Annotated in this window: 16 protein-coding genes and 1 other annotated feature; of the genes, 13 read left to right on the forward strand and 3 right to left on the reverse strand. The window is 55.6% G+C overall.

The window, feature by feature from the left end; translation table 11 throughout:
• Window positions 1-196 precede the first annotated feature (196 nt).
• Genes MYS68_RS06990 through MYS68_RS07000 form a run of 3 tightly spaced genes read left to right on the forward strand, consistent with a single transcriptional unit; the run spans window position 197 to window position 3,515 of the window.
• Entirely contained in the window at window positions 197-1,783 is a 1,587-nt protein-coding gene (locus MYS68_RS06990; protein WP_248925144.1) for a PucR family transcriptional regulator, read from the forward strand.
• Between the two features lie 23 nt (window positions 1,784-1,806).
• Window positions 1,807-2,790, forward strand: coding sequence for an XdhC family protein (locus MYS68_RS06995; protein WP_248925145.1), 984 nt, complete (start codon window positions 1,807-1,809; stop codon window positions 2,788-2,790).
• Entirely contained in the window at window positions 2,787-3,515 is a 729-nt protein-coding gene (locus MYS68_RS07000) for a nucleotidyltransferase family protein (protein WP_248925146.1), read from the forward strand. The genes MYS68_RS06995 and MYS68_RS07000 overlap by 4 nt, the downstream gene beginning before the upstream one ends.
• 75 nt (window positions 3,516-3,590) lie before the next feature.
• Here MYS68_RS07000 and MYS68_RS07005 read toward each other — a convergent pair whose 3' ends face one another.
• Entirely contained in the window at window positions 3,591-4,799 is a 1,209-nt protein-coding gene (locus tag MYS68_RS07005; protein ID WP_275983443.1) for an aminotransferase class I/II-fold pyridoxal phosphate-dependent enzyme, read from the reverse strand.
• Between the two features lie 46 nt (window positions 4,800-4,845).
• Window positions 4,846-5,085: a binding site (T-box leader), on the reverse strand.
• Between the two features lie 360 nt (window positions 5,086-5,445).
• Here MYS68_RS07005 and MYS68_RS07010 point away from each other — a divergent pair.
• The 4 genes from MYS68_RS07010 (at window position 5,446) to MYS68_RS07025 (ending at window position 9,967) form a co-directional block, all read left to right on the forward strand.
• Window positions 5,446-6,429 carry an FAD binding domain-containing protein gene (locus MYS68_RS07010; RefSeq protein ID WP_248925147.1) on the forward strand — a complete coding sequence of 328 codons (984 nt, stop codon included), beginning with the start codon at window positions 5,446-5,448 and terminating at the stop codon, window positions 6,427-6,429.
• Window positions 6,426-8,711, forward strand: coding sequence for a xanthine dehydrogenase subunit D (gene pucD / locus MYS68_RS07015; RefSeq protein ID WP_248925148.1), 2,286 nt, complete (start codon window positions 6,426-6,428; stop codon window positions 8,709-8,711). The genes MYS68_RS07010 and pucD overlap by 4 nt, the downstream gene beginning before the upstream one ends.
• Window positions 8,712-8,713: 2 nt before the next feature.
• On the forward strand, window positions 8,714-9,241 hold the full coding sequence (locus MYS68_RS07020) for a (2Fe-2S)-binding protein (RefSeq protein WP_248930836.1): 528 nt from the start codon (window positions 8,714-8,716) through the stop codon (window positions 9,239-9,241).
• 171 nt (window positions 9,242-9,412) lie between these two features.
• Complete coding sequence (locus tag MYS68_RS07025; RefSeq protein WP_248925149.1) at window positions 9,413-9,967, forward strand: chromate transporter; 555 nt, start codon at window positions 9,413-9,415, stop codon at window positions 9,965-9,967.
• A 162-nt stretch (window positions 9,968-10,129) separates the two neighbouring features.
• Here the strand turns inward: MYS68_RS07025 and MYS68_RS07030 are convergent, their stop codons facing one another.
• A complete protein-coding gene (locus MYS68_RS07030) occupies window positions 10,130-11,602 on the reverse strand; it encodes a GyrI-like domain-containing protein (protein ID WP_248925150.1) in 1,473 nt (490 codons plus the stop codon).
• A 19-nt stretch (window positions 11,603-11,621) separates the two neighbouring features.
• Window positions 11,622-12,383 (reverse strand): RNA polymerase sigma factor, encoded by a 762-nt coding sequence (locus MYS68_RS07035; RefSeq protein WP_248925151.1) that lies wholly within the window; start codon window positions 12,381-12,383, stop codon window positions 11,622-11,624.
• 363 nt (window positions 12,384-12,746) lie between these two features.
• Here MYS68_RS07035 and MYS68_RS07040 point away from each other — a divergent pair, with 363 nt between their 5' ends.
• The 6 genes from MYS68_RS07040 (at window position 12,747) to MYS68_RS07065 (ending at window position 20,089) form a co-directional block, all read left to right on the forward strand.
• A complete protein-coding gene (locus MYS68_RS07040) occupies window positions 12,747-14,318 on the forward strand; it encodes a methyl-accepting chemotaxis protein (RefSeq protein WP_248925152.1) in 1,572 nt (523 codons plus the stop codon).
• A gap of 218 nt (window positions 14,319-14,536) precedes the next feature.
• On the forward strand, window positions 14,537-15,400 hold the full coding sequence (gene fba / locus MYS68_RS07045) for a class II fructose-1,6-bisphosphate aldolase (RefSeq protein WP_248925153.1): 864 nt from the start codon (window positions 14,537-14,539) through the stop codon (window positions 15,398-15,400).
• Window positions 15,401-15,437: 37 nt separating this feature from the next.
• Window positions 15,438-16,199 (forward strand): glycerophosphodiester phosphodiesterase, encoded by a 762-nt coding sequence (locus MYS68_RS07050; protein ID WP_248925154.1) that lies wholly within the window; start codon window positions 15,438-15,440, stop codon window positions 16,197-16,199.
• A gap of 325 nt (window positions 16,200-16,524) precedes the next feature.
• Window positions 16,525-17,952 (forward strand): sensor histidine kinase, encoded by a 1,428-nt coding sequence (locus tag MYS68_RS07055; protein WP_248925155.1) that lies wholly within the window; start codon window positions 16,525-16,527, stop codon window positions 17,950-17,952.
• Window positions 17,906-18,598: a response regulator transcription factor gene (locus MYS68_RS07060; RefSeq protein WP_248925156.1), complete on the forward strand. Its 693-nt coding sequence runs from the start codon at window positions 17,906-17,908 to the stop codon at window positions 18,596-18,598. The genes MYS68_RS07055 and MYS68_RS07060 overlap by 47 nt, the downstream gene beginning before the upstream one ends.
• A 133-nt stretch (window positions 18,599-18,731) precedes the next feature.
• Window positions 18,732-20,089, forward strand: a protein-coding gene (locus tag MYS68_RS07065) for an IS1182 family transposase (RefSeq protein WP_248924449.1) whose coding sequence is annotated in 2 segments (ribosomal slippage) — window positions 18,732-19,296 and window positions 19,296-20,089 — 1,359 coding nt in all. Because the reading frame shifts where the segments join, the coding sequence is not laid out codon by codon here.
• Window positions 20,090-20,193 lie beyond the last annotated feature (104 nt).

A 20,193-nucleotide genomic window follows, 5' to 3' on the forward strand; every position in this document is an offset into this window, starting at 1 on the left:
GAATTTTTATAATACTTTATTCTAATGTTATGTATATATCAATAAAAATTACATAAAGGACGGATTGTCAAAGATTTTCGTTGTGCTTTCGGGAAATATTTAATAATATGTTATATAAACTAACATAATTCTTCGCTAAACGGGTTGAGAACCTCATTTTTTGAGCTGACAAAACGCATTCAGGAGGGGATCGAACATGCATCTTTCCGTCGAACAGGCACTTACGATTTATCCTTTTTCCGAAGGGAAGCTGATTGCCGGACGTTCCGGCGTTTCCCGCGTCGTCAAGTCGGTCAATGTGATGGATGCCCCGGATATTTCCGACTGGGTAAAAGATGGCGAAATGCTGTTTACCACCGCTTACGTTATTAAAGACAGCTTGAACGATGCGATTTATTTGCTGCGCAAGCTGGACCGGCGGGGATCGGCCGGGCTTGGCATCAAGCTCGGGCGGTTTTGGGAAGCGGTCCCGGAGCCGATGCTGGAGGAAGCGGACCGGCTCGGTTTTCCGCTCATCGAGCTGCCTTACCAGTTTACGTTTTCCGACCAGATGAATGGGCTTTTCCAGGCCGAGTTCAAGCGAAACACACTGGAGCTGCAGTCGGTGCTGGACAAACAGAAGCGGCTGATGAGGTTTGCGCTCCAGTCGGGTCGCATTAGCCAGCTGTTTGACGCGGTTTCGGATATCGTCGGCTACCCGATGGCGGTTGTCGGCTCCCGCGGGCATCTGATATATAACGCAACGGATTATTCGCCGGAGGAGCTTCTGCGGGGCTGGCCGTGGAAAAATAAATTCCACCCTGCGCTCATCGAAGGAAGGAGACATTACCGGGTTCAGCTTCTGCAAAAGGAAGAGAGCCTCGGTTACGTGTTGTTTTTTCCGCCGGACATCTATGTCGAGAAGGTGGAGGAGGGGCTCTTTTTGCAGGCGGCGGAAATGATATCGTACCATATGGGGTACCAGTACAATCCGTATATGCTGAAATCGGCTTGGCAGGATTTGGGTGCTATGATGGCCCGTTATTTGAAAAACGAATTGTCCATCGAAGCGCTTGTCGAGTACGCCGACCGTTTGGAGCTCGGACAGTGGAAAAAGGGGTTTCATTGCGTTCTGACGCAAATGCCGGCCTCTTTGCGCCATGACGAAAAAAACGATTGGATGAAGGGGATTTGGGAAGAACTTCAGCATCATCCCGCACTCAAACTGTTTGACGGGTTTCACGTATGGCTGGAAGACGGTTTGATTTCCATTTACCCGGCCGAAGGGCCAGGGGATGCGGAGACGCTCCAGGGTATGCTGACCAAGTGTCTGGGTCCGCTGCTGCAGCACGACCGGGTTCCTTGTCCGAGGATCGCGATCAGCAGCGTAAAATTTCGGCCCGATTTGCTGAAGGAGGCGCACCGCGAATGCTTAGAGGCCGTTCAACTGGCGCAAGGGCTCGGCATGACGGAACGGGTTGTTCGTTTTGACGGGATGGAGCTGGCTTCCGTGTTCCGGCATGTGCCGAAGGATAAGATGCAGAGTTATTGCCGCCAGGTGCTGGCCCCGCTGCTCGAAAAGGACCCGGAATATTTCAAGGAAATGATTCGTACACTGGAAACGTTTATCGAGAACGACGGCCAGATGGCGGAAACAGCCAAAAGGCTGTATATCCACAGAAATACGGCGACATACCGGATGGAAAAGCTGAGCGAGCTACTGCAGGTTGACTTGAAAAAATTTAACGATTTGTTCCGGCTCAAGCTGGCGATTTTGTTCCGACGCATGCTTGATCAGGAGTAGAGCGTTCCCGGGAGGTTATGCCCATGGATGAGGTGGAAATTCTGTCGCGTTTGCTCACGGATCCCCGTCCTTGCGTCTTGGCAACCGTCGTTAACGTCAAAGGTCATGCTTACCGGAAGGCCGGAGCGTTTATGTTTCTTTATGAAAATGAGGAAACGGCAGGGAGCATCAGTCCCGGCTGCCTGGAGGCGGATTTGACGGAAAGAGTCGCCGGCGTTTTGCGTACGGGCGAAACGGTTTTGGTCCACTACGACATGAGCGGGGAGGACGACCCGTTTTGGGGCGCGAGCGTCGGATGCGGCGGGGAAATCCATGTGCTGCTGGAGCCGGTGACGGGCGATTTCCGCGAATGTTTAACGAGTGCGGCAAGAGAGCTGCTTGAGGGCCGTTCGGTTCGGCTTGTTCGCCGGTTGAACGGAGAAGGACGCCGGATGCGTTACGAATTGACGGAAGTACCGGCCGGCGGGGTTGCAGAAGCGGCCGCAGCGAGTATGTCCGATAGCGACGGAGCATGCGTTTTCGATCAAACCTACGTGCCGAAGGACCGGCTGATCATTTTCGGCGCCGGCGACGATTCCCGCAGCCTTGCGGAGCTTGCTGTCCGTACCGGTTTCAAAGTGGTGGTGGCCGATTGGCGCAGCGGGCTTTGCACGCCGCAGCGTTTTCCCAAAGCGGAGCTGGCGGTAGGGTTCCCGGAGGCATTGATCGCTTCGCTGGATTTGGCGCCGCGCGACTACGCGGTCGTCATGAGCCATCAGATGGAGAGGGACCGCGAGCTGCTGGAGCTGCTCGCGGTTCGTCCGCTCCGCTATGTGGGAATCATGGGCTCGAGCGTGAGGATAGGCCGGCTGCTGCACCAGCTGCACGTTCCGGCCTCGTTTCATTATCCGGTAGGGCTGCCGATCGGCGCTGTCGGCCCCGAGGAAATTGCCGTCAGCATCGTCGCGCAGCTGATCCGCTGCAAAAGAGTGCAAAATAACGTCGGCTCGTGGGAGGATGCGGTATGAACGTCATCGGCATCTACTTGGCCGCCGGGCAAAGCAGCCGGATGGGCACCGCCAAGCTGTCGCTGGAGCTGCCGGACGGGCGGCGGCTCGGCACGTTGGCGCTCGCGGAAGCGCTGCTTTCGCGATTGGCCGGCATTGTCGCGGTCACGCGTCCGGGGCAGCGGCTCGACTGGTGGCCGGGCTCGCCGGGGGGTGACAGGCATCATCGGGCGGAAGCGGGCGATGATGAACCGCCCGAGCTTACTGTGAACCTTCAGCGGCGGAGCGAAGCTTCCTGCCCGGACCGGCCGGATGGCCCGCAGGAGGCGAGCGGCAGACTTCGGCGGACGGTTAGCATCCGGGCGGCCGAAGGTATGGCCTACTCGATTCGTGCCGGGGTTGAGGTCGCACGCGAGCGAGGGGTGAATGCGGTGCTGATCATGCTCGCCGACCAGCCTCTTGTCACCGCCGCATGGATAGACGCGCTCATAGCGGCGTTCGCCGAAGATCCCGGACTCGATTTCGTCGCTTCCTCCCGAGAGGGCAAACCGATGCCTCCGGTACTGTTTTCCGCACGGCTGCTGGACGAATTGCAGCGGCTGGAGGGGGATGCCGGGGCGAGGCGGCTGCTTGCTTCGCCGAAGTATCGAGGAATCTGTGTGCCGCGGTCCGCTTCCGATTTTACCGACGTGGATACGCCGGCCGATTGGGAAACGTTCCTTGCCTTATGGTCCCGAAACGGGTGAGCGGCGCGAAACGCCGGGTGCATACCTGCGCCTCGTGGAACTGCTGCGTCGGAAGGCCGCGCCCTCCCGGGAAAATCATACTTTCGGAAGATGCGGCTCCGCGGCTTTCGCGGCATTTTTCTTCAAAAAAGTATGCATCCGCTCCAGCGCTTCGTCGAGCTGGCTTTGCGAGGTTGCGTAGCTGCACCGGATATGGCCTTCTCCGCCCGGGCCGAACACATGGCCCGGCACCGTCGCGACCTTCGTTTCCTGAAGCAGGGTTTGTGCAAATAGCTCCGAGGTTAAGCCCGTATGAGCAATCGAAGGGAATGCATAAAACGATCCGAGCGGCTCGTGGCAGGACAGTCCGATCTGCCGGAGCCCTTCTACGAACGACCTGCGGCGTCCGTCGTAGGCTTCGATCATGCGATCCTTCTCCTCAAGGCCGTTGCGGAGCGATTCTATCGCGGCGAGCTGGGCCAGAATCGGCGCGCACATGACCGTATATTGGTGGATCTTCAGCATGGCGGCAATGAGCTCCCGGTGACCGCAGACGTATCCGACCCGCCAGCCGGTCATCGCAAACGCTTTGGAAAAGCCGCTGACGAGAAGCGTGCGGTCTTTCATTCCCGGCAGAGAAGCGAAACTTACGTGTTTACTGCCGTAGGTGAGCTCGGCATATATTTCATCCGCGATGACAACGAGGTTATGCTTCTCGACCAATCTGGCGATCGGCAGCCAATCCTCCCGCGTCATGACGGCTCCCGTCGGGTTGCTCGGGTAGCAAAGCACGAGCACCTTGGAGCGGGGAGTCAGCTTCGCCTGCAGCGCTTCGGCGGTCAGTTTGAACCCGTTTTCGGCAAATGTTTCCACGGCCACGGGGGTGCCTCCGCTCAAGAATGTAATAGGCGAATATGAAATATAGCAGGGGGCCGGTACGAGAATCTCGTCTCCGCTTGTGATCAAAGCGCGCAAGGCGAGGTCGATCGCTTCGCTGCTGCCCACCGTGACCATCACTTCGTTCTCCGGTTCGTACGAGAGCTGAAAGCTTGCCGACAAATACTCCGCGATCGCTTCCCTCAACTCGACCAGGCCGGCGTTTGGCGTGTATTGGGTCCGTCCCTTTTCCAGGGCGGCGATACACGCGTCCCTGACATGCTTCGGCGTCACAAAATCCGGCTCCCCGACGCCGAGCGAAATAACGTCTTTCATGCCGCTGGCATAATCGAAAAACTTGCGTATCCCCGAAGGCGGCATATCCCGCACGGCCGGCGACAATAAATCCCCGATGGATGAATAAGTCATTTAAAATCTCCTCCTTTTTTTTGGAAAAACAAAAAAACCCGCCCCATCAAGGGACGAGTTTATACCCGTGTTACCACCCTAGTTTCACTCCGATGCGAAGTGACACTCCGTTCACGCATCCATCAATGCGTGTTCCCGTTAACGCTGGAAATGCGGCAGCACTTACTTCGGTTTCAGCCTGCTTCTCGGAGACGGCGTTCGGTTATCGTCTGAACGTTGGCTCGCACCTGCCCCAACTCTCTGCGGATCAGCCGGATAACTTACTCTTTCTCTTCATCGAATTTCGCTTTCGTATCAAGTTAGTCGTAATTATAAATCGATCGTCGCGGGAAAGCAATATGAATTTTTAGAAAAAAATTTCGTAGAACATCATGTCACTATATATGACGCACGAGATCTGGTTTATGCATGCGGCACAAAAAAACAGATGATACTTCATCGCTAGAAACGATTTTATGTCATATTAGTTGACGTTAATATTCCGCCGTGTGTATAGTGAAAACATAAAACAACATGCACTTGAACGCGCCGGACGGCGTACCGCTGCTTAAAACTTCGCCCGTCCCGAAGCGTCGGCCTGGGCGTGAATCGCTTTGGCGGGTTTTTAAGGCGCTAACCAACATGATCATGAGAGGTGGAGATGACGATGGCTATCGGAAAATACGACTTTGTGCCGTCTCCCCTGGTGTGGGAGCCGGAGTCGCTCGACGAGGCGTGGCGGCTGAAGCGCTCGCTGGGTAAAGAAAGCATTTACGTTTCCGGCTCGACCTTGCTGCGAACCCAGTGGGAGTCGGGCCTTGCGCCGATGCCGAAACATATGATCAGCTTGGCCGGATTGCCGGAGCTGCGCGGAGTAAACCTGGAGGAAGGCGGGCTGCGCATCGGTGCGGCGGTGACGCTGGGCGAATGCGTGAAGCATCCGCTGCTGCAGGAGAGATGCGGCTTGCTCGCCGAAGCGACCGCGCAAATAGCCGCCCCTTCGATCCGCAGCATCGCGACGCTCGGCGGCAACGTCTTCTCCCGCGTAGGCGACGCGATTCCGGCGCTGCTTGCAGCCGAAGCGATGCTGGAGCTGTACGAGGCCGGCCTCAGGGTGATTTTCCCGTTGGAGGATTTTCTGCAAGGCGTGCCTGGATTCGCAGGCAGCCGAAGCGATCCGGCTTCGCAGCAGCCGGAAGGGCAAGGGGAGAATGCGCTGCTTGTCGGGATCAGGCTGAAGGAACCGACGGGATGTTCCAACGCCGCGGAATCCGCGTCTGCATTTGTGGGCGGGAGGGCGGTTTATTTTTATCAGAAAGTGGGTCGTCGCGAATCGTTTACGCCGTCGCTCGTTACCGTTGCGGCTTGCGGCCGGCTTGGGGCCGACGGCAAGCTGCAGCGGCTGCGCATTGCCGCGGGAGGCGGTTCCGGCACGGCAATGAGGCTGCGGCAGACGGAGTCGCTGCTCGAGGGCCGCGCCCCGGAGGGGGGGCTGATGACCCGGGCTTATGAGGCGGTCCGCGAGGAGTTGGTCACTTATACCGATGCATTGGCAACCGAATCTTATCGCAAAACGACGGCGGCTGGCGCCTTGGCGGCCTGGCTTTGGCAGCTGATGCGCGAAGCGGGCCGGAAGGGGGAGTCGTTATGAGGCTGAGTAAATCGGCAAGCGACGACCGTTGGCACGTCCGTCCGGACGGCGTGGGCAAAGTGACGGGCGAGCTCAAATATTTGACCGATATGCGTCTTCCCGGCATGTTACATGGCAAGGTTCTGCGCAGTCCGCATCCGCACGCATGGATACTGTCCATCCGCACGGAAAAAGCGAGCCGGCTTCCCGGCGTGCACGCGGTGATCACCCATGAGGATGTGCCGGGCATGAACCGGTTCGGCATCGCGTTTCCCGATCAGCCGGCGCTGTGCGAGGACCGCGTGCGTTATGTCGGTGATGCCGTCGCGGCGGTCGCTGCGGAAACGGAGGAGCTCGCCGAGTATGCGCTTGGCTTGATCGAGGTCGATTACGAGCCGCTGCCCGTCATCGACAGCCCCGAAGCCGGACTTGATCCGGCAGCGCCGAAGCTGCATCCCGCCGGCAATGTGCTGCACCGTACGAATTACAAGCGGGGCGATGCGGAGGAGGCTTTTTCCCGCTGCGCTTATGTGGTCGAAGGGACTTACGAAACGCCGCGTCAAATGCACACGTACCTCGAAACGGAGGGCGGGCTGTTCGTTCCCGAACCGCACGGACGGCTGACGATATACTCGGCGACGCAGCACGGCTTCAAGGACCGGATGCAGCTGTCCCGCATTCTCGGTATGCCGGAGGCTTGCATTCGCGTCGTGTCCAGTCCGATCGGCGGTTCCTTCGGGGGCAAAGACGAGCTGAACGTGCAGCCGTATGGCGCGCTGCTGGCTTTGAAATCCGGGAAGCCGGTGAAAATGCACAACACCCGCAAGGAGTCGGTGCGTGCCGGCATCAAGCGGCATCCGATGAAAATCCGGATGAAAACCGGCATCGACGGCGAAGGGCGCATCATCGCCCATCAGGTCCGGATTACGGCGGATACCGGAGCTTATGCAACGCTTGGGGCACCTGTGCTCAACTTCGCGACGGAACATGCGTCCGGGCCATACCGGATCGGTCATGTCGACATCGAAGGCATATCGGTTTATACGAATAACGGCGTTTCCGGGGAGTTTCGCGGCTTCGGCGGCAACCAGGTCGTTTTTGCGATGGAAGGCCAAATGGACCGTCTTGCGGAAGCGGCGGGAATAGACCCGTGGCAGCTGCGCCACATCAATTTGCGCGGGATGGGCGATCCCGGCCCGTTCGCACAGCGGATCGTGCAGACGGACGGCGCCCGGCAAGTATGGGCTTCCGTCGCGGAGTGCGCGCTGTGGAGCAATAGACATGACCGCAGCGGCCGGCCCGAGGAACCATGGCTTCGCATCGGAACGGGCGCGGCGATCACGATGCACGGAGCCGGACTCGGCTTCGGCATTCCCGACCCGGCCGGCGGCACGCTGCGTCTGACCGCGGACGGGAAAATTCAGGCCGCCTTCGGCTACGAAGAGTTCGGGCAGGGGCTTTTGGCTTCGCTGGAGCTGATGCTGAAAGATTTGTTTTGCTGTGCGGCGGGTGATTTGGAAATCGTCATCGGCGACACGGACCGGGTGCCACATAGCGGATCGAGCACCGCTTCGCGCGCGACCAGCATGATGTGGATGGCACTGCAGCGAATGAAAGGGCCGTTTAAAAGCCGGCTGCTGGGCAAAGCCTCCGAGCTGACCGGCCTGCCTGCGGAACGGCTGGAAACCGGCCCCGGCGGCGTGTATGAGAAAGGCGGCGAGGGTCCGCTCGTCACATACAAAGAAGTTGCCGCCGCCTGCGGAGAGCCTCTGTCCACGCACACGGAGTTCCACTACCCGACGACTCCGGATGCGATTATGGGCGCGCATTACTTATACACCTACGCGGCCGTTTGTGTGAAGGTGATGGTCAACCTGCTGACCGGGCGCGTCAAGGTGCTGGATCAGTACCATGCCGTTGCCGCCGGGCCGGTCATCAACCCGCAGGGGTACCTCGGGCAAATCGAGGGTGGCAGCGTCATGGCGCTTGGATTTACGCTGACCGAAGATGCGCTGATGGACGGCGGGCAATATGTGACGAAAAATTTGGACACTTACCTCATTCCGACGTTAAGCGATATTCACGAGCGGTTTGAGCTGCACGCGATCGAGGAGCTGCCCGAAGGCGACTCGTTCGGGCCGCGCGGTGTAGGGGAAGTAGGCAGCGTTGCGCTGGCCCCGGCGATCGTTTCGGCCATTCACGACGCGACCGGGGTCAGAATCGCCAAACTGCCCGTTTCGCCGGAGAAGCTGCAGCGGCATTTTGCCCGAATTTTGGCGGGGGAAGGGGAGGAAGCATCATGAAAATGGCGCAGCCCGGACTCATTTATTGGAAAAGCGAAGTGAACGGCGTGGAGACGGTGCTGTCCGTTTCCCCGTCTTTGCGGCTGATCGACCTGCTCCGGGATAAGCTGGAGCTGACCGGTCCCAAGCTTTCTTGCGGCATCGGCCGCTGCGGCGCCTGCATGGTGCTGCTGGACGGCAAGCCGGTGAACGCCTGCCTGGTCATGGCTTACCAATGCTCGGGCAAACGGATCACGACGGTCGAAGGGATATCGGGGCAGGAGCTGCACCCGATTCAGCAGGCTTTTTTGACCGAAGGCGGATTTCAATGCGGCTACTGCACGCCGGGCATGATCGTCACGCTGAAGGCGCTGCTGGATGAAAACCCGTCCCCAAGTAGAGGCGAGCTCGAGGCCGGGCTGTGCGGTAACCTTTGCCGCTGTACCGGCTATGGCGGTATCGAGCGCGCGGTCCGGCAGTTCGTCAAGGCAAGGAGCGGGACGGAGCCGACGACGTCGGGGGAGCTTGCGGCCGGGATGGACGCCCATTGAGAGAGGCTGTACGTCCGGTGCTGCAGTGTTGGCCGTTTGCCCCGGTAGGCCGATCGCAGCCCGGGGGGGAGGCTTCGCAAACCGGCGGTCCGCTATTGGAAGACGCACCCGAACGACTGGTACCTCCCGGCAACCGAAGCCCACATTATGCGAAAAAGGAAGGCATACCACATGATCATGCAGCTTTGGCAGTTATTCATCGGATTTTTCCGCGCGACAATGCTTGGATTCGGCGGCGGGCCGAGTATCATTCCGCTTTACGAGAACGAGGCGGTCAAGACGTACGGCTGGCTGACGACGGAGGAGTTCGGTCAAGCGCTGGCGCTCGGCAATACGCTTCCGGGGCCGATTGCCACGAAGCTGTCCGCGTTCATCGGCTACCGCGTGGCGGGCTGGCTTGGAGCGGCGGTGGCGGTCAGCGCCGTTGTCATGCCGACGGCGCTCGTCATGATTGCGCTCGTCGGCATCATGAGCAAGCTGAACGGCAACAGCTATGTCAAAGGCATGGTGCGCGGCGTGCAGCCGGTTATCTTCGTCATGATGGCGATGCTGGCGTTCGACTTTGCCAAATACGCCTTTCAGACGGCGCCGCAAGCCGGGAAAATGTCGTTCCTGCCGTTTGCCATCGCATGTGTGTATTTTATCAGCGTGCAATATCTGAACATAAACGCCGTGTGGGGCATCGTAGGCGCGCTTGCAATCGGAGCCTTTTGTCTGAACGGATAAAGCACACGGTACACCGACACTTCGTACGGCAGAAGCTGCAATGAGCGGATGTTCCGTTCGGAAGCTCCATTTTAGCGCGAAAAAGGAGCCCTTCAAGGGCTCCGCACTATGAGGGAGAAAGTTACCATCTGACGAGCAGACGGCCGGGCTCCGCGGATATTGTCAAGCGCCCTGCAGGACGCCGAGCATCTTCTCCAAAGCTTCGACGCCGCGCTCCTCGGCCGCCTTGGCCCGCTCGAGCACAGAGATCGTATACTCGGCGTTGGCCGGTATGTTCGGATTGCCGCCCTGCGGGAACGGGTACAGCGGCGGCAGCTTGACCAGCTCGTCAAACACGGCCTGGTAATGCTCCGCAGCGACCCCGGCAAGCCGCGATATTTCCCGTTCCTCCGGCAAATCGCCGTTCCACTTAAGCGGCAAATCGCGCAAAAATTTGACGGCGTGCGCCCGCGCATCACAGACAAGAGCTGCGTTGTAGGAGTTGCCGAACATATCGACGGTACCACGGCGGAATGCTTCAATCCATGCGTCATAACCGGCGATCCCGTTTTGGTACGGCGGCTCGGGATGGCGGTGGTAGCGGACGCGGGCATGCTCCGTTATCATCTTCAAGGCGCCGGTCAGCGTCGTTTGTTTATCAACTTCAAAAAACTCATCCAACGTCAATACGAACAGCTCCCCGACTTGTCCGCGTCCCAGCTTCTGATAGGGGATCGTGCCTTCCTTGCTGACATCCTTGGCGTGAAATTCCGCCTTTTCATCGTCATATCCGAAAATAACACCGAATTCAGGGACAAACAAATCCCAGGCAAACGCGGGAATTCCCCGATCCAGGCTGGTCTGCACCTTGGAAATTGCTTTTTCCAGCAGCTCCGGCGTCGGAGGCGTAAAATTCGGCTCTCCCAAATACGAAGAGCGTATGCCCAAATTGAGCAGCCCTTCCGAAAGAACCGGGCCCCAGTCCCAAGCCGTCGGGCCCGCAACATCGACGTTGTCCTCGCGAATATTGATCCGGAACGCGTGTCCGGTATAACCCATCACATCGTTCAGCGACAGCTCGCGTTTTTCCGAAAATTTGATCGCTTCCCGGAGCGCCTGCGCCGCCGTCGTCCACGTATTTTGATACATGCCGCAGTGAGGCGGCTTTTTGTACGTAACCGGCACCCACACTTCCATGACGGAATCCTCATGAGCCGGCCCCAGGAACCTCTCGTCATAAACCTCCATGTCGTAACAGCCGGGGGCGTACATCGATTTGGGAAACCATTCCTTATATATTTTACCGAAAAATTCGCTTATATCGTCCATTTTTCCTCGATGCGTAAACACCGCATACGTTCCCGCTTCGGCGACATACGACTGCATTCCTTCGGGCAGCTCCGCCCCTTCGGCCAGATCGACTCCGGCCAAATAATCGAAATGATCGGTCTCGGGATTGAAATCCTTTTTGCCTGCAGGATAGATCTCGACCCCGAACGTCCGCCTGCTGGCGGCCTGCTTCACTTCATTTCTTCGCGATTCCCATTTACCGTACAAATCCCGGATCAGCCCGAACTCTCTGTTTTCCTGCAAATTGACCGGCCTCTTAAGACCTCCGATCACCATTTGTTCCTTGCGCACCAACATCGGCTGCATGTTCATCTTCTCCTCGCCGTTATTTAAAATGAATGATGGAGGGATCGAGAATTTTCTTGACCGGAAGTCCGAGCGCCCTGCGCTGCTGCACGTAACCTCTGACAAAGATGCGCATCCGCTCGTTTTGCAGTTTGACCTTGCTCCTCGAAAGACTGGTATACACGTAAGCCGGCGTCGTCTGAAAACATTCCGCGATTTCCTTCGGCGAAAGCTCGTTGAAAAAATGTGCCTCGAAGATGTCGCGTTCTTTACGGTTCAGGCATTTGATCAGTTCGCCGATCATATCGAGAAACTCCTTGCGCACCAGTTCTTCGGACAGGTCCTCCGCCAGCGCGCACCTCCGTTCGGAACGCTGACGCAGATGGAACAGGACGCGGTCCACGCTGTCCCAATAACCCGAGCCGGGTTCGTCCGCTTTGGCGCGAAGTCCGGTTAAAGGCATCTCCTTGCGGTACAATCCGCCACGGCGAATTTTCATCCAGGCCTGCGTGCGCACGATGCGGTGAAACCACGGAAGAAACCGGCTGCCGTCCGCGAGGGTGCCGAGATGAAGAAAAGCGCGGACCAGGGCTTCCTGCACGATATCTTCGGCCAGATGGTCGTCCCTCGTGAGCGAACGGGCGATGCTGCAAGCTTTGATCCGGTGGCGCCTGACCAGCTCGTAAAATGCCGCATGATCCCCTTCGCGCGCTTTGGCGACGAGAGTGCAATCGTCCTCCGCAGGTTCTTCAATCGTATCCTCTTGATCCGCGTGCCCTTCCGGGGCTGCAATCAGCTTCATGGTCATTCCTCCGATCCCAACCTCATAGATGCCAACCGAGATCCCGATCTATCAAAAACGAGAAAATTTTTATGAGATCCGATCCTTGCGATAGTATTAATGCCATTGTAACGCAGGAATGCATATTTTTCTATTAAATGCCAAATTGGAACGGGTAATCGTCAGGGCTGTTTTATTAAAATTTATATTTGTAAAATTTGCGCAAGACTGCTTTTTTTTAATCGTTAAATCGGTTACAATCAAAATGCCATTATTCGACAATATACGATATATAAATTGTCGTTTTATGTCGTATTATTGTGTTTCGTGGAATAAAATAGGGCGGCGTTAAACGACAACATGAAAAAGAGGGAGTGTTTCGCTATGAAAATCTCAACTCTGCTGAAGTACATTGGAGTTGCATTCGGACTTTTGTCCGTTTGCCTGCTCGTGTCCGTCATGCTTCTGCGGGCAAATTATTATTCGGTCCGGGATGCGGTAAACCGCCAGGCCGAATTCAAGAAGCTCGGCATCGATTTGGCGGACGCATCGGATTATTTAACCAACGAAGCGAGACAATACGTACAATTCGGCGACAAAGCCCACTTCAACAATTATTGGCGCGAGGTCAACGATACAAAAACGAGGGACAGAGTCGTTGCCAGGCTCAAAGAGCTGAATGCCCCGCAAGACGAGCTCGATCTCATTCAGGAAGCCAAAAACAAATCCGACGCATTGGTCAAAACGGAAGACGCCGCCATGAAGGCGGTTGAACAAGGAGATTTTAATACCGCCCGCAAGCTGATGTTCGATGACCGGTACGAAGCGAATAAGGCGATCATTATGGAGCCGATCAAAAAGTTCCAGGATAAAATGAACACCCGCGCTCAGAATGAAACCGAAGCGGCCGAAGATAACATGTTTTTTTACCTTTACGCCGTGATTATCATCATTGTTATCGTTGCGGCGTCCATGATCTGCTCCGTCATTTTGCTCGCGCGCAGACTTAAACCGCTGAAGCAAGTGGCGGTTAAGCTGGAAGAGCTGTCGGGCAACAAAGGCGACTTGACCGCTCGCTTGCCCGAAGCGGGACAAGACGAAATCGGGCAGCTCAGCCGCTCGTTTAATACGATGCTGGGCAACTACCAGCTGTTCATGCGGCAAATATTCGATTCTGCGCAGCAGTTGGCGGCGGCCTCCCATCAAATATCCGCATCGACGGAAGAAATCGCCGGGGGGAGCCAAAGCCAAGCAATGGCATCCCAAAACTTGACGGAGTTGTTTAAGGAATTGTCCGCAGGTATGAACTCGGTTGCGAGAAATACCGAATCCGCTTCCGAGCTGTCGGATAAGACTGCAAAATTGTCTTCGGACGGGAACCAGATCGTTACTTCTTCCATGGACGCCATGAGCCAACTCAACCAACAGCTCTCCGAAATCGTTCAACATTCGGACACTGTCGGTAAAATCATTGAAGTTATCGACGATATAGCGGATCAGACCAATCTGCTTGCGCTTAATGCGGCAATCGAAGCGGCGCGAGCAGGAGATCAGGGACGAGGCTTCGCGGTCGTCGCCGACGAAGTGAGGAAGCTTGCCGAACGAAGCGGCGAAGCGACGAAGGAAATCACGCAAATCATTAAAATGATGCAGGAAAGCATGAAAAAGAGTGCGGCAGTGGCGAATGAATCTTATGCAAATTCGCAAAAAAGCGGCGAGGCATTCAGCGGAATTCTTTCGATGGTGAGCGAGGTTGCCTCCAGAATGACGGAAATCGCGGCTGCGGTTGAACAGCAATCTGCACAGTCGACGGAAATCCTTATTACTGTCGAAACGATAGCCGCCAGCAACGAAGAGTCGGCGGCAGCCGCTCAGGAAGCGGCCGCTTCCACCCAGACGCTTGTCGGTCTGGCGAACCATTTGAACAAATCCGTATCGGCTTTTAATCTGGGGTAACGCTGGAGTTCCAACGAGAGCGAGGAGGTTGCCGCCGTACATAGAGCGGGTTGACAGGCGGACTTTTGTCCGCCTGAACTCGTTTACCATATCCTAATAAAAAATAGTGTTGAAGCTTCCTTCTATTAGCGGTATTATAAATTGGTGAGGTTAAGCGCTTAACCCTTGGCTCGCTTTTAATGCCGAGATTTCAATCCGCACGAGGGAGGACGAACGTTTTGGCACTCGTATCGATGAAAGAAATGCTGCTTCAAGCATTACAAGGCGGTTATGCCGTCGGGCAATTCAACTTGAACAATCTCGAATTTACACAGGCTATCCTGCAAGCGGCGCAGGAAGAGAAAAGTCCTGTCATCCTCGGGGTCAGCGAAGCATACATCCCGTACATGGGCGGACTGCCCTGCATCGCGGGAATGGTTAAATCGCTGATCGATTATTACGAAATCACGGTGCCTGTGGCGCTTCATCTGGATCACGGCTCGTCGTTCGACGTTTGCGTCAAAGCGATTCATGCAGGTTTTACTTCCGTTATGATGGACGCATCCCATCATCCGCTGGAGGAAAACATGGAGCTGACGAAACGCGTCACCGACATCGCGCATGTGCTTGGCGTATCGGTCGAGGCGGAGCTTGGACGCATCACCGGCCGCGAGGACGACATCGTCGTGGACGAAGCGGAGGCGATGTACGCCATTCCCGAAGAATGCGCGCGCATGGTGAAGGAAACCGGCATCGATTGCCTGGCGCCGGCGCTCGGCTCCGTGCACGGTCCGTACCGCGGCCAGCCGAAGCTCGGATTCGCGCATATGGAGAAAATCCGCGATCTGACCGGTGTGCCGCTCGTTCTGCATGGCGGCAGCGGACTGCCGGACGACGAGATCAAGCAGGCGATTTCGCTCGGCACCTGCAAAATCAACGTCAACACCGACAACCAGATGGCGATGACTGCAACGATTCGCAGGCTGATGGCCGAAAAACCGGAGATGTACGATGTGCGCCACTATTTGGGACCCGGCCGCGATGCGGTGAAAGCGTCCGTGAAAGCGAAAATCGGCCTGTTCGGCTGCGCCGGCAAGGCGTAAGCGGATCGGCCCGAATATCGGAAAAGGGAGACCGGACATGACATTGCCATGGATAACCGCGCATACCGGCTGTATGAATACGCCGGATAATTCGCTCGAATCGCTCCGCGCCGGACTTGCGGCGGGAGCCGACATCGTCGAGGTGGACGTCGGCGCGACCAAGGACCTCGTTCCTGTGCTGCTGCACGATAACAAGATCGTGCTCGAAGCACGCGGAGCTTGCTTGCTCTCCGAGCTCACTTACGAAGAGCTCAAAAACGACCGCATTTACGAACGGCACGGCGGCGGTTTCCATCCGCTGGTGAGCCTGGCCGACATTTTGCCTATCGTGAAGGAAAGCGGAAAGCGGGTCAACCTGGATCTGAAAGATGATGCCTGCATAGGGCCGATGGCGGAACTTGTTCATCAGGCGGGAATGCTGGACCAGGTGTTTTTATCGGGTGCGGAAACAGAGAGAGCGTTATACCTGCAGGAGAACCACCCCGAGTTCAACAAGCTGCTGAACGCGACCGGCGAGCTGTTCCAACAAGCCGATTATCCGGACGCCATCCGGAAAACCTGCGAGGACGCGCTCGCCGCATCGTGTATCGGCATCAACATTCACTACGGCTTTTGCCGGCCGGAGCTGATGGAGCTTGCGTCTTCGCACGGGCTGCCGATTTATGTATGGACCGTGAACGAGGAGCAGGAGATGAGACGGATGATCGAGCTTGGCGTCCGATCGATTACGACGCGGAATGTTCCGCTTCTGGCGACTGTGCTCAGCACTTTCAAAAACCGGCTTGGGGGCATAACTTAAATAATGACGTTCTATCATACCCTAAATTGATCGTGATGAAGCTCCCTGACCGGGGGCTATTTTTTTTGCGACGGAATAACCAACATACCGGAGACGGGGCTTAAGTTCTTGGGCGAAACGCCGGCTTCAGCCAAACGGTAAAGAGCAACCGGATGCGAACATTCCGGGTTAGAACAGCGATATGGAACTCTCCATGCCAAGATAACGCCTTGAAGCACCCAGATTGTCTTTCTCCGAGATGCAAGACGGAAGGAATACGGCGCTTGCGAGTAGAATAAAAACTATGTGAAAAAGACCCTTATAAGGAAAAGAAAGGATTGCGAATATGATGTCTGTATGGCTGGTGATCGGCAAGCTGCTGCTGGCGGGATTGCTGTTTCGTGACTACAAAGATGTAGCGAAACGGTGGGCCGGGTACTTTATTCTGTTCGGTATCGGATACGAAGTTCTCGAATTCGTCTTATGGTGGCAGCGGCAGCTCCAGGTGGAAGGGGCCGGATTTCGGCTGCTGGGCCATTTGTATGATGCCCTGCATTTGTTCGTGGAGACGGGGATAGTTTACGTGCTGATCCCGTGCGGACTCGTGTTTCATTCCTGGTCCTGGTTCGTCGGAAAACGAAAGGTCGTCATATTAGCGATGTTAACGATTCCGGCGCTCGCCCTGATGATCGAAGCGCTGCTGCGCGACAGCAGCATCCTGAACGAGGGGGTGCGATTCGTCTATGCGCTCCTGTCGACCGTTATCGCGATCGGCTTGATGGTGTGGGCGACCGTCGTGGAGCGCAACCGCAAAATGAAGCGGATGATGTTGGTCGGAACGGTGATTCTGTCCGCCAATTTTATCGCGCTGCTGATGGCCAGACACGTAGACCGATTCGCGTGGGACGACCTCTTGCAAGCCGTTACGATCGCCGCCGTGCTCATTATGGCGTTTCGCAGCAGGGTGCTCGGCTTTCGCCTGCGGTTCGAGAGGGAGGTGTTCGAGCAGTCCTATAAGGCAGTCACGAGTGGAACAGCTATGATGAATCATGCGATCAAAAACAAGCTGCAGCTCATCGACATGCTGGCTTCCCGCATCGAAACCGCGTCCGACAGCAGCAAGCAGACGGTGAAGGACGCCCGGCTGATTCAGGAGGAAATGAATCAGTTGATGGATATGATAGGGCGGATTCAGCATCGGATTCGGGAGATTCACCTTGTCGAAGAGCCGGTGTCGATCGGTGAGCTGCTGCGGGCGGCGATGGACGCTAACCGTCCGCTGGCCGAGAAGAAGGGCATTGCAATGGAACTGACCGTCGCAAGCGATGTCCTTGTATGGGGGGACCGCGTCCACCTTATGGAAGCGATCGGAAATGTGCTCCATAATGCGCTGGATGCGGTCGTGCAAGGAAAGGGGAAAGTGGAGGTCACCGCTGCGGCGACAAGGGGCGGGGTCGAGATCGACATTCGCGATAACGGCGCCGGGATTCCGCATGAGCTGCAGAGCCGCATCTTCGAGCCGTTCTTCTCCAGCAAAGGCCGTTCGGACAGCTTCGGATTGGGGCTAGCCTACGTTTTTGCCGTGATGGAGAAGCATGGCGGATCGGTTGCGGTCAAAAGCGAACCCGGCGATGGCGCCGCATTCACGTTGCGATTTCCGGCCCGGCGAATCGTGCGGGGCGCTGCCGCTTCATTTGATGAGCCCTATCGTAAGGAGAGGAGATCGGATGCAGAATCAACAAGCGTCCATTCGCGTGCTGATTTGCGAGGATAACGAGCCGTTCGGCGGTATGCTCGCGGATTTCCTGCAATCGCACCCGGATCTGGAGATAGTCGGGGTGGTCGGATCCAAGCCGATGTTGATGGAACGTTTGAAGCGATCCGTCATCGATATTCTGATCCTCGATATGCATTTGCAGGAGAATATTCAGGGAGGACTGGACATTCTCATGGAACTGCGCGAGTTTGCACCGCACGTCCAAACAATCGTCCTGTCCTCGTTCGACCGGGAGGATCTGATCACCGACGCGTTTACGTTCGGTCAAGCCGTCAACTACATCACGAAGCGCCATTACCGCGATTTGCCGGAAGCGATACGGGAGGTCCATAGCGGCAGGTCCGGTTTGCACCATTCATCGGCTTCCCGGCTGCTTCGTCATCTCACGGACTCTCGAGAGAAGCGGATTCGGGAGCGCATTACAGACGGCCAGCTGCAAATTTTGCGGATGCTGAATCAGGGCATGAAGCGCAAAGAAATTGCGGAAACCCTCTATTACACGGAGCAATCCATCAACAACGAAATATGCAAGGTGTCCGCTTTGCTGAAAGGCAGCTTTCCGTATTTGGAGTGGCTGCGTCTGAAGAAGCACAATTTGCCGGAAATTTTGCGTCTGGCCAAGCAGTTGAATTTAATTCCTTAAAAAATATACTCAATTTTTTGAGTATATTCAGCCTGTTGAAAAACCCAACAGGCTACTTTTTCGTTCAATATCTTTAACAAATTACCGCGTTAATATGTTATAATGTAAATATACTCTTAAGGCGGTGGATCCTATGCTTCGCTCTAATCCGAATGTCCAAAATGAATATGAATTGGTGTGTATCGAGGAACTGGTTCATCCAGATCATCCTCTTCGTAAAGTACATAAGCATATCGACTTTTCCTTTATTCTCGACTTAGTCCGTCCTTATTACTGCGAGGATAATGGACGTCCCTCGGCAGATCCCATCATGCTTTTCAAGATGCTATTGATCGGGTATCTTGACGGCATTCGCTCCGAACGACGGTTGGAAAGAGAGGTTTTCTCTAATAATGCTTATCGATGGTTTCTGGGGCTTGGGCTCAAGGATCGCGTGCCGGATCATAGCACCCTTAGCTACTTTCGTGAACGTCTTCAAGAAGGCGATGTACTTCAACAAATCTTCGACCGGGTCGTTCTGCTTGCTATTCAACATCGTCTCGTTGCCGGTCGGGTACTTATCACCGACTCAACTCATCTTAAGGCCAATGCGAATAAACGAAAGTTTGTTCAAGAGGAAGTAACCAAGAGTACGAAGGCCTACATGGAAGAACTGGACGAAGCAATTCGTGCCGATCGCGAGGCTCATGGAAAAAAGCTTTAAAGCCACGAGAGGAGGTGGAAGAAACCAAACTAACGAAGGTAAGCACAACCGATCCGGAGAGCGGTTATATGGTGCGGGACGGTAAGCCGGAAGGCTTTTTCTATCTCGATCATCGGACCGTCGACCACAAATACAACATCATCATGGATGTCCACGTCACTGCCGGCAATGTTCACGATTCTGTCCCTTACATAGAGCGTTTGGAACATATCATCAAGAAGTTTAAATTCGAAAAAACACTGGAAGCCGTCGCACTGGATGCAGGTTACTTCACGTCGCACATTTGCAAAAAGCTTCAAGACAAGAAAATATACGCGGTCATCGGAGGTAGAGCCTTTACCCCAGTTAAAGGATTAATGGCTAAGTGGCGATTTAAGTATGATGCGGAGAACAATGTGTATATATGTCCACAAAAACACGAATTGAAATATACGACAACGGATCGCGAAGGCTACAGACAGTATAAGTCGGATCCGAATCATTGTGCGAACTGCCCCATGCTCAAAGAATGTACCCGGTCCCGGAATCACCAAAAAGTCATCACCAGGCATGTATGGCAGGATAGTAAAGAGTGGGTAAAACAAAACGGTAGAAGCAAGTCCGGCAAATATCTCTACCGCTTACGATACCAGACGATTGAGCGAAGCTTCGCGGATGCCAAAGAGCTCCATGGGCTTCGCTACTGCCGGTTCCGCGGCCGAAACAAAGTGCAGCAGCAAGCATTACTGACTGCACTATGTCAAAACATTAAAAAGATCGCCAATATCCTGGCTAAAAGGGCCGGATAAGAGGCGATCTTCTATTTTTAGGGCTAAATTCAAAAAATGATCCTACAAAAGCCCCGAAAAACCGGGGCTTTGTCAACAATCTGAATATACTCAATTTTTTGAGT

The sequence above is a fragment of the Paenibacillus hamazuiensis genome (assembly GCF_023276405.1).
Classification (GTDB): Bacteria; Bacillota; Bacilli; order Paenibacillales; family NBRC-103111; genus Paenibacillus_AF; species Paenibacillus_AF hamazuiensis.

What these genes read in the sequence shown, in the direction of transcription:
- MYS68_RS07020 (WP_248930836.1), top strand. Translation starts at nt 8,714, where the DNA reads ATGGCGCAGCCCGGACTCATTTATTGGAAAAGCGAAGTGAACGGCGTG.
- MYS68_RS07025 (WP_248925149.1), top strand. Translation starts at nt 9,413, where the DNA reads ATGATCATGCAGCTTTGGCAGTTATTCATCGGATTTTTCCGCGCGACA.
- MYS68_RS06990 (WP_248925144.1), top strand. Translation starts at nt 197, where the DNA reads ATGCATCTTTCCGTCGAACAGGCACTTACGATTTATCCTTTTTCCGAA.
- MYS68_RS07055 (WP_248925155.1), top strand. Translation starts at nt 16,525, where the DNA reads ATGATGTCTGTATGGCTGGTGATCGGCAAGCTGCTGCTGGCGGGATTG.
- MYS68_RS07060 (WP_248925156.1), top strand. Translation starts at nt 17,906, where the DNA reads ATGCAGAATCAACAAGCGTCCATTCGCGTGCTGATTTGCGAGGATAAC.
- pucD (WP_248925148.1), top strand. Translation starts at nt 6,426, where the DNA reads ATGAGGCTGAGTAAATCGGCAAGCGACGACCGTTGGCACGTCCGTCCG.
- MYS68_RS07005 (WP_275983443.1), bottom strand. Translation starts at nt 4,799, where the DNA reads ATGACTTATTCATCCATCGGGGATTTATTGTCGCCGGCCGTGCGGGAT.
- MYS68_RS07050 (WP_248925154.1), top strand. Translation starts at nt 15,438, where the DNA reads ATGACATTGCCATGGATAACCGCGCATACCGGCTGTATGAATACGCCG.
- MYS68_RS07000 (WP_248925146.1), top strand. Translation starts at nt 2,787, where the DNA reads ATGAACGTCATCGGCATCTACTTGGCCGCCGGGCAAAGCAGCCGGATG.
- MYS68_RS07010 (WP_248925147.1), top strand. Translation starts at nt 5,446, where the DNA reads ATGGCTATCGGAAAATACGACTTTGTGCCGTCTCCCCTGGTGTGGGAG.
- MYS68_RS07030 (WP_248925150.1), bottom strand. Translation starts at nt 11,602, where the DNA reads ATGCAGCCGATGTTGGTGCGCAAGGAACAAATGGTGATCGGAGGTCTT.
- MYS68_RS07035 (WP_248925151.1), bottom strand. Translation starts at nt 12,383, where the DNA reads ATGAAGCTGATTGCAGCCCCGGAAGGGCACGCGGATCAAGAGGATACG.
- MYS68_RS07040 (WP_248925152.1), top strand. Translation starts at nt 12,747, where the DNA reads ATGAAAATCTCAACTCTGCTGAAGTACATTGGAGTTGCATTCGGACTT.
- MYS68_RS06995 (WP_248925145.1), top strand. Translation starts at nt 1,807, where the DNA reads ATGGATGAGGTGGAAATTCTGTCGCGTTTGCTCACGGATCCCCGTCCT.